Annotated in this window: 16 protein-coding genes; 9 read left to right on the top strand and 7 right to left on the bottom strand. The window is 64.4% G+C overall.

What is annotated here, in order from left to right; genetic code table 11:
- Positions 1-111: 111 nt before the first annotated feature.
- The 7 genes from aroQ (at position 112) to lexA (ending at position 5,537) form a co-directional block, all read left to right on the top strand.
- Positions 112-552, top strand: coding sequence for a type II 3-dehydroquinate dehydratase (gene aroQ, locus Q0718_RS01425; protein ID WP_298912373.1), 441 nt, complete (start codon positions 112-114; stop codon positions 550-552).
- A gap of 21 nt (positions 553-573) precedes the next feature.
- The gene (gene accB / locus Q0718_RS01420) at positions 574-1,071 is read left to right on the top strand and encodes an acetyl-CoA carboxylase biotin carboxyl carrier protein (protein ID WP_298912370.1); all 498 of its coding nucleotides are present in this window, start codon (positions 574-576) and stop codon (positions 1,069-1,071) included.
- Positions 1,072-1,080: 9 nt separating this feature from the next.
- The gene (accC, locus tag Q0718_RS01415; RefSeq protein WP_298912367.1) at positions 1,081-2,433 is read left to right on the top strand and encodes an acetyl-CoA carboxylase biotin carboxylase subunit; all 1,353 of its coding nucleotides are present in this window, start codon (positions 1,081-1,083) and stop codon (positions 2,431-2,433) included.
- Entirely contained in the window at positions 2,433-3,008 is a 576-nt protein-coding gene (locus Q0718_RS01410) for an aminodeoxychorismate/anthranilate synthase component II (RefSeq protein ID WP_298912364.1), read from the top strand. The genes accC and Q0718_RS01410 overlap by 1 nt, the downstream gene beginning before the upstream one ends.
- Entirely contained in the window at positions 3,005-4,018 is a 1,014-nt protein-coding gene (gene trpD / locus Q0718_RS01405) for an anthranilate phosphoribosyltransferase (RefSeq protein WP_298912361.1), read from the top strand. The genes Q0718_RS01410 and trpD overlap by 4 nt, the downstream gene beginning before the upstream one ends.
- A complete protein-coding gene (gene trpC, locus Q0718_RS01400; protein ID WP_298912356.1) occupies positions 4,015-4,794 on the top strand; it encodes an indole-3-glycerol phosphate synthase TrpC in 780 nt (259 codons plus the stop codon). Before trpD ends, trpC begins: the two co-directional genes overlap by 4 nt.
- 101 nt (positions 4,795-4,895) lie before the next feature.
- Positions 4,896-5,537 (top strand): transcriptional repressor LexA, encoded by a 642-nt coding sequence (gene lexA / locus Q0718_RS01395; protein ID WP_298912352.1) that lies wholly within the window; start codon positions 4,896-4,898, stop codon positions 5,535-5,537.
- Positions 5,538-5,540: 3 nt separating this feature from the next.
- Here lexA and Q0718_RS01390 read toward each other — a convergent pair whose 3' ends face one another.
- A complete protein-coding gene (locus Q0718_RS01390) occupies positions 5,541-7,619 on the bottom strand; it encodes a ComEC/Rec2 family competence protein (RefSeq protein WP_298912349.1) in 2,079 nt (692 codons plus the stop codon).
- A 60-nt stretch (positions 7,620-7,679) separates the two neighbouring features.
- Here Q0718_RS01390 and gltX point away from each other — a divergent pair, with 60 nt between their 5' ends.
- Positions 7,680-9,086 carry a glutamate--tRNA ligase gene (gene gltX, locus Q0718_RS01385; RefSeq protein ID WP_298912347.1) on the top strand — a complete coding sequence of 469 codons (1,407 nt, stop codon included), beginning with the start codon at positions 7,680-7,682 and terminating at the stop codon, positions 9,084-9,086.
- A gap of 57 nt (positions 9,087-9,143) precedes the next feature.
- Positions 9,144-10,448: a citrate synthase gene (locus Q0718_RS01380; RefSeq protein WP_298912345.1), complete on the top strand. Its 1,305-nt coding sequence runs from the start codon at positions 9,144-9,146 to the stop codon at positions 10,446-10,448.
- On the opposite strand, the gene Q0718_RS01375 is transcribed toward Q0718_RS01380, so the two are convergent.
- The 6 genes from Q0718_RS01375 to Q0718_RS01350 form a co-directional block, all read right to left on the bottom strand.
- A complete protein-coding gene (locus Q0718_RS01375) occupies positions 10,424-11,608 on the bottom strand; it encodes a lipid-A-disaccharide synthase (RefSeq protein ID WP_298912343.1) in 1,185 nt (394 codons plus the stop codon). The two genes, Q0718_RS01380 and Q0718_RS01375, sit on opposite strands and share 25 nt — an antisense overlap.
- Positions 11,595-12,443 (bottom strand): UDP-2,3-diacylglucosamine diphosphatase LpxI, encoded by an 849-nt coding sequence (lpxI, locus tag Q0718_RS01370; protein WP_298912341.1) that lies wholly within the window; start codon positions 12,441-12,443, stop codon positions 11,595-11,597. Before lpxI ends, Q0718_RS01375 begins: the two co-directional genes overlap by 14 nt.
- 15 nt (positions 12,444-12,458) lie before the next feature.
- Positions 12,459-13,262, bottom strand: coding sequence for an acyl-ACP--UDP-N-acetylglucosamine O-acyltransferase (lpxA, locus tag Q0718_RS01365; RefSeq protein ID WP_298912338.1), 804 nt, complete (start codon positions 13,260-13,262; stop codon positions 12,459-12,461).
- Between the two features lie 3 nt (positions 13,263-13,265).
- A complete protein-coding gene (fabZ, locus tag Q0718_RS01360) occupies positions 13,266-13,715 on the bottom strand; it encodes a 3-hydroxyacyl-ACP dehydratase FabZ (protein WP_298912335.1) in 450 nt (149 codons plus the stop codon).
- Positions 13,712-14,644, bottom strand: coding sequence for a UDP-3-O-(3-hydroxymyristoyl)glucosamine N-acyltransferase (locus Q0718_RS01355; protein ID WP_298912329.1), 933 nt, complete (start codon positions 14,642-14,644; stop codon positions 13,712-13,714). The genes fabZ and Q0718_RS01355 overlap by 4 nt, the downstream gene beginning before the upstream one ends.
- 77 nt (positions 14,645-14,721) lie before the next feature.
- Positions 14,722-15,312, bottom strand: coding sequence for an OmpH family outer membrane protein (locus tag Q0718_RS01350; RefSeq protein ID WP_298912325.1), 591 nt, complete (start codon positions 15,310-15,312; stop codon positions 14,722-14,724).
- Position 15,313 lies beyond the last annotated feature (1 nt).

Below are 15,313 nucleotides of genomic sequence, written 5' to 3'. Positions count from 1 at the left end.
CCTGTCGTTGCAGCTTGCCTGACGGCATAATGATGACTGCTTGTTGAACCGGGTTGCGGGCGTTAACACGCCGCCCTGTCTCCCGGAAGCCTCATTGGCGCAAGGACCGCAATGCCGATTTGCCTGCACATCATCAACGGCCCCAACCTGAATCTGCTGGGCGCGCGCGAACCGGACATTTACGGGGCGCAGACGCTGGACGATATCGAAGCGATGTGCCGAAAGGCGCATCCCGGCGTCGAGCTGGTCTTCCGCCAATCCAACATCGAAGGCGAACTGGTGGACATGGTGCAGGCGGCGGGCGAGTCCGCCGATGCCGTGGTCATCAATCCCGCCGCCTACACGCACACTTCGATCGCGCTTCACGACGCGCTGAGGGCGGTCGGCGTCCCGGCCGTGGAAATCCACCTGTCCCAGCCCGCTGCGCGGGAGAGTTTCCGCCGCCGCTCCTACGTTTCGGAGGCGGTGACCGGCACGATCAGCGGGTTCGGCGCGGATTCCTACCTTTTAGGGCTGCAAGCGGCGCTGAAACTCGCTAAGGCGCACGGATAATTTCTGCCACGGGGACTCGTTATGGCCGGCTCCAAATCGAATTCGGACAAGACCGATACCGATCTCACGCTCATCAAGGAGCTCGCGAAGGTCCTCGACAGTAGCGACCTGACCGAGATCGAGATGAAAAAGGGCGACCTGAAAATCCGGGTCTCCAAGAACGGCGCCGCCGGTCAGCAGACCGTCATGGCGGCCGCCCCGATGCAGACGGCTGCGCCCGTTGCATCGGCCGCCCCTGCAACGATGGCTGCTGCCGCGTCGCCAGAGACCGCCGACGCCGTCCATCCCGACGCGATCACATCGCCCATGGTCGGCACCTGCTATCTGCGCCCCTCCCCGGATGCGGAGCTGTTCGCGGAAGTGGGCGCGCAGGTGAAGGAAGGCGAGACCATCATGCTGGTCGAAGCGATGAAGACCTTCAACCCGATCACCGCGCCGAAATCCGGCTCGCTGTCGGCCGTCTATGTCGACGATGTTTCGCCGGTCGAGTTCGGCGATGCGCTGTTCCTGATAGATTAAGGCCGCTCCGTGATCAGCAAGGTTCTCATCGCGAACCGGGGCGAAATCGCCCTGCGCATCCACCGGGCGTGCAAGGAGATGGGCCTGTCCTCGGTCGCCATCCATTCCACGGCCGACACGGACGCGATGCATGTCCGCCTGGCCGACGAATCGGTCTGCGTCGGGCCGCCGTCCAGCACGGACAGCTATCTGAACATCCCGTCCATCATCGCGGCCTGCGAGATCACCGGCGCGGACGCCATCCATCCGGGCTACGGTTTCCTATCGGAAAATGCCCGCTTCGCCGAAATCGTCGAAGCCCACGGCCTGACCTTCATCGGCCCCACGGCGGAGCATATCCGCATCATGGGCGACAAGATCACCGCCAAGCAGACGGTCGCCAAGGCCGGCATCCCGGTCGTTCCGGGCTCCGACGGCGCGGTGGAGGATTTCGAGGCCGCCAAGGCCGCCGCCAAGGAGATCGGCTTTCCGGTCCTCATCAAGGCGGCGGCGGGCGGCGGCGGGCGCGGGATGCGGCTGGCCGAAACCGAAGGCGATCTGGACGAAGCCTTGAGATCGGCCCAGACCGAAGCCGAAGCGGCGTTCGGCAACGGCGCCGTCTATCTGGAGCGCTATCTCAAGGGTCCGCGTCACATCGAGATCCAGGTGCTGGCCGATACCCACGGCAATGTCGTGCATCTGGGCGAACGCGACTGTTCGCTGCAGCGCCGGAACCAGAAAGTGCTCGAAGAAGCCCCCTCGCCCGCTCTCACACCCGAAGAGCGGGCCGAGATCGGCGAGATCACGGCCCAGGCGGTCAAGGCCATCGGCTATCGCGGCGCCGGCACGGTCGAATACCTCTACGAGAACGGCGAGTTCTTCTTCATCGAGATGAACACCCGCCTGCAGGTCGAACATCCCGTCACCGAGGAGATCACCGGCATCGACCTGGTGCGCGAACAGATCCGCGTCGCTTCGGGTCTGCCGCTCAACTACGAACAGTCGGACGTGCGCTTCAACGGCCATTCGATCGAATGCCGCATCAATGCCGAACACCCGTTCACCTTCGCGCCAAGCCCCGGCAAGGTCGCCGACTTCCACGCGCCGGGCGGGATGAACACGCGCCTCGATAGCGGGCTCTATACCGGCTATTCCGTTCCGCCCCATTATGACAGCCTGATCGGCAAGCTGATCGTCTGGGGCAATACGCGCGAAGGCGCGATCCTGCGCCTTCGCCGCGCGCTGGGCGAAATGGTCATCACCGGCATCACGACGAACAAGGCGCTGCACGAAGCGCTGATCGAGGATCCGGAATTCCAGGCGGGCGAGTACGATATTCACTGGCTCGAAAACTGGCTGAAAGAGCGCATCGAGGAGAGCTGATGCTGCTCGTCATCGACAATTACGACAGCTTCACCTTCAATCTCGTCCATTACGCGCAGGAGCTGGGCGCGGATACCAAGGTCGTGCGCAATGACGAGATCGGCGCGGACGAGGCGCTCGCGTCCGGCGCGCGGGCCATCCTGCTGTCGCCCGGGCCCTGCACGCCGAACGAAGCCGGGATCTGTCTCGACGTGATCCGCAAGGCGCCGGACGATCTGCCGATCCTCGGCATCTGTCTCGGCCTGCAGGCCATGGGACAGGCGTTCGGTGGGCGCGTGATCCAGTCGCGCGAGATCATGCACGGCAAGACTTCGCCCGTGCATCATGACGGAACGGGGCTGTTCGATGGGCTCGACAGCCCGTTCGAGGCGACGCGCTATCATAGCCTTGCGGTGGACCGCGAGACGGTGCCGGGCGAGCTGCTGATGAATGGCTGGACCGAGGACGGCGAGATCATGGGCCTGCGCCACGCGACCCGGCCCATTCACGGTCTGCAGTTCCATCCCGAAAGCATCGCGTCGGAGAACGGCCACGCCCTGATTGGCAACTTCCTGAAGATCGCCGGGTTGCGGTGAGCGTCGACCCGCAGATCCTCGCCACCCTGTCGCGAAACGAACGCCCGGGCGAAGACGCGCTGCGCGCCGCGCTGACCGCCATCCTGAACGGCGACGCCCGGTCGGAACAGGTGAGCGCCTTGCTGCTCGGTCTTGAAATGATTGGACTTTCCGCTCGCGAAGTCCGTATCGGCACCGAAGTCATGCGCACCAACATGATCCCCGTGGAGATCGACGGCGACGTGATCGACATCGTTGGGACCGGCGGGACCGGTCTGCACACGCTGTCCATCTCGACGGCGACGGCCATCGTCAGCGCGGCGGCCGGAGCCAAGGTCGCCAAGCATGGCAACCGTGCCGCCTCGTCGCTGACCGGCACGGCCGATACGCTGTCCGAGCTGGGCGTGAACCTTGCTCTGTCGCCGGACCGAGCAGCGCAAGTGGTGGAAGAGGTCGGGCTCGGCTTCCTGTTCGCGCCGAACCACCATCCCGCCATGCGCCATGTCGCTCCGGCCCGCAAAGCGCTCGGCATCCGCACCCTGTTCAACATGCTCGGCCCTATGAGCCATCCGGCCCGGGCGCGGCGCATGCTGCTGGGCGTGTGCGACGATGGCTGGCGTGCGCCGATGGCCGAAGCGCTGCGCGATCTCGGCGTCGACCACGTCTGGGTCGTCCACGGCCAGGACGGGCTGGACGAGATCACGACGACCGGTCCAACATACGTCACCGAGGTTAGAGGCGCGGAGATTCGGGAATTTACGCTCTCACCCCAGACCTACGGGTTCGATCTGGCCAGCCTGGACTCCTTGCGCGGCGGCCAACCGTCCCAGAACGCCGATGCCCTGCGCGACCTGCTGGACGGCAATGCCAGCGAATATCGCAACATCGTGCTGCTGAACGCCGGGGCGGCGCTGATGATCGCCGGGATCGCCGAGACCGTGCCGGACGGCATCGACCGCGCCGTGCAGGCCATCGACAGCATGGACGCCCGCGACACGCTCGCCCGGCTCGTCGCCGCGACCAACGCGTGAAAGACGTTCCCGACATCCTGGCCAGGATCGCCACCTACAAGGTGGGCGAAGTCGCAACCATCGACGACGCCGCGGTCGAGCGCGCGCTGGACACGGTCGCCCCGCCGCGCGGCTTCCTCCCGGCCTTGCACGACGCGCAGGCTCCGGCCCTGATCTGCGAGGTCAAGAAGGCATCGCCCAGCAAGGGCGTCATCCGCGAGGATTTCGATCCCGTCGCAATCGCGGAAGCCTACGACACCGGAGGCGCGACCTGCCTGTCCGTGCTGACCGACGGCCCCGGCTTCCAGGGCAGCGCCGCCATCTTCGCCGAGGTCCGCCGAAACACCGCCCTGCCCTTGCTGCGCAAGGATTTCATGATCGACGTCCGGCAGGTTCGAGAGGCGCGGGCCATGGGCGCCGACGCGATCCTCGTCATCCTCGCCATGACGGACGACCGCACCTCGCACCGCCTGATGACTGAGGCCGCCTCGCTCGGCATGGACGTGCTGGTGGAGACCCATGACGAGACGGAAATGCGGCGGGCCGCGGATCTCGGCGCGCGGCTGGTCGGGATCAACAATCGCGACCTGCGCACCTTCGACACATCGCTCGACACGTTCGACCGGGTCGCGCCGCTCGCGCCGGACGACGCATTGCTCGTGGCCGAAAGCGGCATCTTCACCCGCGCGCATATCGACCGGTTGACGGGGTCGGGGGCGGACGCCTTCCTGATCGGAGAGAGCCTGATGCGTCAGGACGATGTCGAAACGGCGACGCGCACGCTGATAGGATTATGAACCCTTTCTTGACATTTGCGGAACATTCATAGAACAGAGTGGCAACGTTGCCATTTTGTTCAAGGGCGATTCCCTTGGACCCGCGCGAAAGGGACAGACCCATGCTGACGAAAAAGCAAAAGGACCTCCTCCTTCTGATCGATACCCGCATCCGGGCCGTCGGCGTGCCCCCGTCTTACGACGAGATGAAGGATGCACTCGGGCTGGCGTCCAAATCCGGCATTCACCGGTTGATCACAGCGCTGGAAGAGCGCGGTTTCGTGCGCCGCCTGCCCAACAAGGCGCGCGCGCTGGAAATCATCAAGATGCCGGAAGGGCTGCAGAAGGACGCGCCCCTCGCCCCGGTCGCGGCCAACGATACCTATGAAATCCCGTTCGTCGGCAAGATCGCGGCAGGCGTTCCCATCGCGGCGATCGAGGATGCGCACAACCTCATGGCCGTGCCGCCGTCCCTGCTCGGCAATGGCGACCATTACGCGCTCGAGATCGAAGGCGAGTCGATGATCGGCGCGGGCATCATGGACGGCGACGTTGTCGTGGTCCGCAAGTCCGACACGGCCCGCAACAACGAGATCGTCGTGGCGCTGGTCGACGAGGAAGAAGCCACGCTCAAGCGTATCTACAAGCATGACGGCCAGGTCGAGTTGATCGCCGAGAATCCCGACTTCCCCAGCCGCACCTTCGGTCCGGACCGGGTGCAGGTCCAAGGCGTGCTGGTCGGACTGGTCCGCAACTACCAGTAGGCTTCAGCCGCCCCATGGCCGGTTGCGTCTCGCCTCGGTGAGAATCGGGACGACTTTCGGCGGCGCCTCTCCGATATCGACGTGGACGCCGCCCGTCCGGGCGAGTTCTCTCACATCGAGCAATCGTGCGGTGCAGCCGCGCCGCGCGACAGGTCCGGCGTTCCGGCTGGCGAGCACGACGATGTCGCTGGTCTCGCACGCTTCGATGACTTCGGACGGCTCTTCGATGACCGTCACGACCGTGGTTCCGACGGTCACGCGGCAGGCCAGCGCATCGCAGTCGGCCAAGGCGTCCCGGTAGTTCCGCCAGACGATGTCGGGATCACCCGACGCTCTGGCGAATTGATCGCGTCCGTATCGGTCGGCGCGCAGGCTGCTCGTCGCCGATTCACCGCCTGACAGGATGCTGACACGACCGCTGTCCGATATCCGCAACTCATAGTTCGGCGCCTGGCTCCAACCGATCAGCGACACGGTCATGGCCGCGATGCCGATCGCTGCGGTCGACCGCGTCGCCAGGCACGCAACGGCGAACCCCAGACCGTAAAGCCCGATCACCCAAGGCTGGCTGGCTTTGACGGTTCCGACCGCGCCCGGCATGGCGCTGACCCAGTCGGCGACGGACAGCATGAATTGCAGCAGCCAACTCATGAGTTGAAGCGGCAGCGCCTCCAGACCCAGCGGCATCAGCAGCAAAGCGACGACACCCGATGCCATGACGACCGGAAAGACGGCCATGGCGGCCATGTTAGCCAGCAGGCCGTAATTGGCGATCCGTCCGAAATGCAGCAGCGCGAAGCCGCCCGTCGCCAGCCCGGCGACCAGGCTGGTTCCGAACAGCGAGCCGTAGAATTTGCCGACCTTGTCCCTGAACGAGACCGGCCGCTGCGACGGCCATCGGTCCTGCCACGCGCGGAAGATCACGACCATCGCCGTCACGGCGGCGAAAGACATCTGGAACCCGACGCTGACGAGCGCTTCAGGCCGGATCAGCAGGGTCAGCAAAGCCGCAACGGCGACGGACCGCACGCTGATCGCCCGCCGGTCGAACATGACGGCCAGAAAGGCGATGCTGACCATGATGTAGGCGCGTTGCGTCGCCACCGATGCGCCCGACAGCAGCAGGTAGAGCGTGGCCGACACGATGCCCACGAACGCGGCGATCTTGCGCACGTCGCGGCCGCGCGACAACCGTTCGACCGCGGCGAGGCTCGCACTGACGCAGACGAAGACGCCAAAGGCGACCATGCCCATGTGCAGGCCGGAGATGGCCAGGACATGGGCCAGACCGGACCGCCTGAGCGCTTCCGTCTGTTCGTCGGGAATGTGGTCCCGGATCCCGGTCAACAGCGCGGCCTGCAGGCCGGACGTGGCGTCCGGCGCGCTGTCGATCACGCGCTCGACGATGTCGGCCCGCAATCGCTCGAGCCTGACCCTGGCGTGCTCCCGACCCGACAAACCCACCTCGACCCGCGTTCCGGGCGATATGGCGAAGCCCGTGCCGGCCAGCCCGTCGAAGTAGGCGCGGCGTCCCGGATCGTAGCCGTCCGGCACGACCGGCCCCGGCAGGGGGCCGACGACGGCCTGCACATGGATGCCGTCACCGATCTCGAAATCCGGGAAGGTCCGACCGACCCGGATACGCACGCGCTCCGGCTGTCCGGAGTCCGGCACGCGGTCGGTCTCGATGACGTCGATGGTCAGCCGCCGCATCCGGCCGCCGGTCTCCACACCGGACACCCATCCGGTGATCCCCAGCCTCTGTTCGGTCACGAGCGGGTTCGGCGAGACGAGCTTCGCATGGATCGCGCACCAGCCGAAGCCGATCAACGCGATCAGAAGAACGGACGGCCAGGCCGAGCTGTGAGACGGCGCGCGCCACGCCGCGGCCCAGACGATGAGAGCGGCCAGGAGCACGATCCATACGCGGGGCTCCGTCGGCCAGGCGAAATAGGTGCCGATCCCGATCCCGAAAGCGATGATCGCCAGTTCGAAGCTCAGCGTCAGGCGCGGCAGAGAGCCTCCGCGCCCGGCTGCAGGGATATATCCCCTCTCCGCGATTTGGCTTTGAAAGCCGCCCATGATCTTGCATAGACCGCGCGCCGCCCCCCATCGCAAGCCTCTTGCCGAAGATCATTCACGATGAGCCGTTCCGTCCGCACCCGTTTCGCCCCGTCTCCGACGGGTTTCCTGCATATTGGCGGGGCCCGTACCGCCCTGTTCAACCGCTATTTCGCAGACCGGATGGGCGGGGAGATGTGGTTGCGCATCGAAGATACGGACAAGCAGCGGTCGACGCCCGACGCGACGCAAGCCATCATCGACGGCTTGGACTGGCTGGGGATCCGCCATACGGGCGACATCGTCCATCAAAGCCGGAACGCGCGCGCGCATGTCGCGGCCGCAGAAGCGTTGCTGGCGTCCGGTGCGGCCTACCGGTGCTATCTGAGCGCGGAAGACCTGGACGCCGAAAGGGACAGAGCCAAAGCGGCTGGAACGGCGTTCCGCTCGCCTTACCGCGACGGCGAGACCGGGTCGGGCGACTTCGCCGTGCGTTTCCGGGTGCCAAGCGGGCGGACCGAGATCCGCGACCATGTCCAAGGCGACGTCGCGTGGGACAACGACCAGTTCGACGATCTGGTCCTGCTGCGCGCGGACGGCACGCCGACCTACATGCTGGCCGTCGTGGTCGACGATCACGACATGCAGATCAGCCACGTCATCCGCGGCGACGACCACCTGATCAATGCCGGGCGTCAGCAGCAACTCTATGACGCGCTCGGCTGGGACGTGCCGGATTGGGCGCATGTGCCGCTGATCCATGGTCCGGACGGGAAGAAACTGTCCAAGCGTCACGGCGCGCTCGGCGTCGAAGCCTATCGGGAGATGGGGTATCTGGCCTCGGGATTGCGGAACTATCTGGTCAAGCTCGGCTGGTCGGACGGCGACCGCGAAATCTATCTGGACGACCGCGAGATTGCGGAGGCTTTCAACCTGGACGGCATCAATGCGGCTCCGGCCCGGCTCGATTTCGACAAGATGGACCATGTCAACGCGCAGCATATCGCGGCAGCCGACGATGCGGTCCTGATGCAGGCAGCCAGGCCGTTCCTCGAACGGAAATCGGGATCGGATCTATCCGCAGACGTCACGGCGCGCATCCGGTCGGCCTTGCCGACATTGAAGCCGCGCTCCAAGACTTTGGTCGAACTCGCTGATAACGCGGCCTACCTGTTCGACGCCAGACCCCTGCAGATCACGGGTAAAGCGGCCAAACCGCTGCGGCGCGAAGGCACGGCCGATCTGGTCCGCGCTTTGACAACGCGGCTGGAATCCTTAGAAGACGCATCGTGGACGGCGGACAGGCTCCAATCGGTGCTGACCGGCTTCGTCGCGGATCATGAGATCGGTTTCGGCAAGATCGGTGCGCCCGTCCGGGCAGCGCTGACAGCGGGAGCCCCGTCCCCCGACCTGCATGACGTCATGGCCCTGCTGGGCCGGGACGAAACGCTCGGACGTATCGAAGATGCCAGGCCCGCAATGGGCTAGAACCAGAACCCGTCAAGGGCAGAAACGACCCCCAAGGGGCTGAAAACGAAGAGAGTCATGGAAAACAAAGTCAAACAAACCGGATCCTCCACCATCAAGATCGAAGGCGGCGAGACGGCCGACTTCCCCATCCTCAGCGGCTCCATGGGCCAGCCCGCCATCGACGTCCGGGCCCTGTCCAAGAAAACGGGTCACTTCACCTTCGACCCCGGCTACACCTCCACTTGCTCGACCGAATCCCAGATCACCTTCATCGATGGCGAGAAAGGCCAGCTTCTCTATCGCGGCTATCCGATCGAACAGCTTGCCGAGCAATCCACTTTCCTGGAAGTCGCCTATCTCCTCGTGAACGGCGACCTGCCCGACAACAAGCAGTACAAGAATTTCACAGACACGATCACGCGTCACACGATGCTGCACGACCAGATCGAAAGCTTCTTCCACGGATTCCGTCGCGACAGCCATCCGATGGCGATGCTGACAGGGACAGTCGGCGCCCTGTCCGGATTCTATCACGACGATCAGCACACGACCGAGGACGAGGCCCGCAATCTTGCGATCCACCGCATCATCGCCAAGATCCCGACGCTGGCGGCGCGGTGCTACAAATACCGGATCGGCCAGCCGCACGTCTATCCCGACAACAGCCTGTCCTATGCGGGCGACTTCCTTCGCATGTGCTTCTCCGTGCCGGCCGAGCCCTATGAGTTGAACCCGGTCATCGAAGCGGCGATGGACAAAATCTTCATCCTCCATGCCGACCATGAACAGAATGCCTCGACATCGACCGTGCGGCTGGCCGGATCGTCGGGCGCCAACCCTTACGCCTGCATCGCGGCGGGCACGGCCTGTCTGTGGGGGCCGAGCCACGGCGGCGCGAACGAAGCGGCGCTGAACATGCTGCGCGAGATCGGGACGGTCAACCGCATCCCGGAATATGTCGACCGGGCCAAGAACAAGGAAGACCCGTTCCGTCTGATGGGCTTCGGCCACCGCGTCTACAAGGCGACCGACCCGCGCGCCAACGTCATGCGCAAGACCACGCATGAAGTGCTGGGCGAGCTCGGCATCACAAACCCCGTTCTGGAAGTCGCGCTGGAGCTGGAAAAGATCGCGACCAACGAGGACTATTTCGTCAAGCGCGGCCTCTACCCGAATGTCGATTTCTATTCCGGCATCGTCCTGTCCGCGCTGGGCTTTCCGACCGACATGTTCACGGTGCTGTTCGCCCTGGCGCGCACGACGGGCTGGATCAGTCAGTGGAACGAGATGCTGGAAGATCCCAGCCAGCGCATCGGGCGCCCGCGTCAGCTCTATACCGGCCCGACCGAGCGCGACTACGTCCCGATGGGCAAGCGCTGACCGATCAAGGACAGGACGGCCTTCGCGGCCTTGTCTGAAGCGTGTTCCGGCCCGGCGCTCATGCGCCGGGTTTCCTGCATCAGCCGGTCACTCAAGCGCTTTGATAAGTCAGCGTTTTCGAGCAATTCAATCAGCGCATCAGCCGGCGCGTCCGAGTCGATGTCGTCCTGCATGAATTCCTGCAACAGCGGAGCCTCGGATCCCGCGCCTGCGCTGTCGGCCGAAATGTTGACGAGCGAAATGAAGCGCGGGCGAAACATGCGACTGGCGATCGCAAACGTCAGAGGTGAAAGCCTGTAGAGCACGACCGTCGGAACGCCCGCGGCGGCCAGCTGCGTCGTTACCGTCCCCGAACAGGCCAAAGCCGCATCCATCGCGGACAGGGCGTCGATGAACTCCGTCTGGTCGATCAGGGTCACGGCTTCGCCAGCGAAAAGCGCCCTCACCTGCGTAGTGACGACTTCGGCGACGATGCAGACGGGCTGCAGCGCAGGTATCGCCGCGCGCGCCGTCCGGAGCGCGCCCAGGATGGCAGGCCCGACACGGTCCACTTCGGCGGGACGGCTGCCCGGAAAAAGACCGACGATCGGCCGTGCCGCCGACAGCTCATGGCGCGACCGGAAAGCCTCCGCATCGCCAGCGCCGTAATCCGTGTCCAGAACGGGGTTGCCGACGAAAGTCAGCGGCAAATCGAGGGGCTCGAAATGCGGGGTGTCCATCGTCTGAGTGGACAGAAGATGGTCCACATGACTGGCCAGTATCCTTGCCCGCCCGGGCCGGGTCGCCCAGACCTGCGGCGCGACATATTTGACGATCCGACCTGCGTAGCCCTGTCGGCGCAAACGTTTGGCCACGCGCATCATGAACCCCCAGCTATCGATCAGCACGACCGCTTCCGGATTCGAATTCATTATGGATTCAGTGGCTTGGCGGACTTTCCTGAGCACATGGCCATAGGCTTTCAGCCCCTCGACGAAGCCGAGGATCGCCAACCCGTCAATGTCCATGCGTGACGGCAGACCCGCCCGTTCCATGTCCGGCCCTCCGATACCGGCCAGACGGATCTCCGGGCGAAACTTGATCAGGGATTGCGCGAGAGCGGCCCCGAGCCGGTCACCGGACGGCTCGGCGGCAACGATGAAAACGTCAGTTCGGGACATCGGGGGCGGGTTTCTTCGGCAACCCGACGATGAACAAGCCGGCCTCATCCGCCAGGCGTACCGTTTCGGACCGGTCGATCACGAAGGCGTCGCCTGCGTCGGCGATGATTCCCGCCAGCCCGGCGGCCGCGGCCAGGCGCACCGTTTCGGGGCCGATGGTCGGCAGGTCGACGCGGTCGTCCTGTCCCGGCTTCAAGCGCTTTGCCAACACGCCCGCCCGTCGGTCTCTTTGCCCTGTCAGCGCTTTTGGAAGGTCCGACACGCGTTCGAGCATCGCATCCGTGCCCTCCTGCGCTTCGACCGCCAGAACGATACCCTTGGCGACCACGGCACCCTGGCCGATATCCCGGTCGCCGATGATGCGGGCCACTTCCATGGCCCGTTGCGCATCTTCCCGGTGAGCGTCCGGCAGGCCATGCAGACCGAGCGCGCCCGCATCCAGCAGCAAGCTCGAACACAGGGATTGCGCGGACACGATTGCGAACCCGCGCGATTCGAAGATCGCCATGACATGGCGCAACAAGGCATCGTCGCCTTCCTTCGCCGCCATCAGCGTGCCCGGCAGGTAGCGCATGGCCCCTAGATCCGGTTTGAAGGTCGAAAAGTCTGGACGACCGACCGTTCCGGCCAGGCAGACATGCGTCACGCCCGCCTTGTCGAAGGACTTCAGCATCTTGCCGAACTTGGACATGGGATAGCGCAAGGACGTCCCGAACTGCCCTGGCGGGCAATCCGGATCGATCTCCATCACGGTCAGATCATGGCCATCCTCCCGGATGGCCGATGCCACGTAGGCCGGCAGCTTTCCGCCGCCGGCCACGAGTCCGATATGCATTGACTGCTTCACCCTTTAACGACGCATGTCCGGCAAGGTCAGATTGCGCCCGTTGCTCTGCGTCATGATGAATTCGATGATTTCCATCACGAGCGGCTCATCCGAATAAAGCCGCGTCGCGTCCTCGACCCGTTCGGCCAAAGTGCCCTCATAGGCGAAAAGCTGGCGATAGGCGGCTCTGAGCTTGTGGATCTGCGCCTTGCCGAAGCCGCGGCGTCTCAGCCCGACGACATTCAATCCATTCAGATGCGCCGAATTGCCCATGACGAGACCGTAGGGAATGACATCGTTCGTCACCAGCGCCATGCCGGCGACGAAGGCGTAGTTTCCGATCCGGGTATGCTGATGGATCGCCGCCAATCCGCCAAGGGTCGTGTAGTCGCCGATCGACACGTTTCCGCCGACTTGGACATAGTTGGACAGGGTGACGTTGTCGCCGACCTGGCATTCATGCGCCAAGTGCGATCCCACCATGAAATAGCAGTCGTCGCCGATCACCGTCCTGGGTTTGCCGACATCCGTGCCGGGATGGACATTGACCATCTCGCGGAACGTGCAGCGGTCCCCGATCCTGATGCCGATATCACCTTCGCCGCGATGTTTGAAATCCTGTGGCGGATATCCCATCGAGACTTGCGGGTAGAGCAGGCAATCGGCGCCGATCTCCGTCCGCCCCGATACCGTTACATGGCTGACCAGACGCGTCCGGTCACCCAGGGTGACATGTTCGTCCACGATGCAATAGGGCCCGATCTCGACCTCGTCGCCCAGACGGCAAGCCGGATCGACGATGGCCGTCGGATGTATCGTTGCCGTCATGCCTTACCCGTCGAAGGATAGGGGGCTGGCCAGGAACTCGACCGTCAGGGCCTTGACCCCGTTGCAGACCGCCTGCCCCCTGAAGCGATAGATGTACCGCCGCACGTCGATCAATTCCGCATGAAGATCCAAAGTCTCTCCCGGCACGACCGGGCGGCGGAAACGCGCCTTGTCGATGCCCGTGAAGGCGAGGAACGCGTCGTCGGCCACCATGTTTCCCAGCACGCCGATCAACGCCCCGGTTTGCGCGACCATTTCGATCATCAATACACCCGGCAAGATGGGACGGTTGGGGAAATGGCCGCGAAAGACATCCCAGTCCTCGGCGACATGGACTTGCGCGTGGGTCGACCGGCCGTCGAAAGAGAGCACCCGGTCCACGAGCAAGGCCGGTGGGTTATGCGGCAGCAGCCCAGCCACGACATCGCGCTCGAGCGGATATTGCAGGCTCATTTGCGGATCGACCGCTTGGACTGGGCGACGATCTTCATGTGATCGCGGATCGGCATGGCCGGAATGCCCGACCAGGTCTCCCCGGCCGGAACGTCGTGCATCACACCGGCGAAGGCCGCCAGGCGGGCACCGTCGCCGACAGTGATGTGATCGGCCAGACCTGCGCTCCCCCCCATCATGACGCCTGTTCCGATATGGCAGGAGCCGGACAGACCAACCCGGCCCGCCAGGATGCAGCCCTGTTCCAGAACGCAATTATGCGCGATCTGCACCAGATTGTCGATCTGGCAGCCATCGGAGATGCGCGTATCCCCCAACTGACCCCGATCGACGCAGACATTCGATCCGATGCGGACATTCTCCCCGATCATGACGCGACCAACGTGCGGGACGGGCAACATGTCGCCGTCCGGGCCGACGACGACACCGAAGCCCTCGCCGCCGATGACCGTGCACGCACCGATCGTCACGCCCCGGCCGATCACGGCGTTCGTCACAACGGAATGCGGGCCAATTCTGACATCGTCACCGATCACCACGCCGGGCCCGATGTGAACGGTCGGGTGGATGTCCGCCTTGGCGGAGATGTCGGACTCTATCGTGTTGTCCGAGACGAGCAGCATCGTCGCCCTCGCGAGGTGATATTTGGGCACCTCCGTCTGGATGGGAACGATGTTCTTCTGCGCCACGGTGTCGGCGAGCGCGGGTTTGACGAAACAGGCCGAAGCTCCGGCTCCTTCGAGCGAAGCGAGATGGCGCTTGCTTTCGAGAAAGGCGAGGTCGCCGGAAACGGAGCCTGCCAGCGCGGCGGGCTGCAAGACCGGTGTTTCGCCGAACGATCCGTCAGGCGCCGCCAAATCCAGGCGAGCGCATAGCTCCGAGACCGTCATGGTTTGCGAGCGCAGACGATAGAAGCGCGGATCGATCATGAGGAGCGATTAGGGGCCGTCAGGCCCCGTCTCAAGACACGTCGCATGTCAGCAGGTGACGCGGCTGCGCCGTGCAATCACCGGGTCGGCGCGGGGAGCTTCTCGCGCGTGACGGGAACGGTCGTCATCTGCGCATTCAGGCGAGACAGGACATCCGGCGTGATGTCCGCCGGTGCGCCGTAGATGACGTTGGCACGGTCGATGACGATGTCGGCCTTGCGTTCACTGACGAGCGTCTTGATGATGGAGGAGACTTTCGCATCGACCAGTTGAACGGCCTTGAGCTTGGCCATCTGAATTTCACGCTGGGCGATGGCGGCATCCTGTTGCAGCTGCATCTCGTCCTTCTGCTGCTTCTGGATCTGGGACACGAGCGTCGTGTTGGCTGCGATCTGTTCGCGTGTCTTGCCGTCCATCTGGGTCATCAGGCTCTTGCCGCGCGTCTGAAGCGGGCTCTGCTTGGCTTCGAGTTGCGTTTTGGTCGTGTTGGCCATCGTCGAGATCTGGCGTTCGATATGTTTGCCGACGGTGCTGTCATTGTAGACCTTGGCCGTGTCGACGACCAGAACCGTACTCTGGGCGAACGCCGACGCGGACGCCAGAAGGGCGAAAGCCGTTCCGGCCAGGGCTTTGGCGGCGGGTGTGGTGAAGTGGGAGCGGATGGACATG

The organism is uncultured Algimonas sp., from assembly GCF_947498175.1.
GTDB lineage: Bacteria > Pseudomonadota > Alphaproteobacteria > Caulobacterales > Maricaulaceae > Litorimonas.
This window is presented reverse-complemented; position numbering and strand designations above follow the sequence as displayed.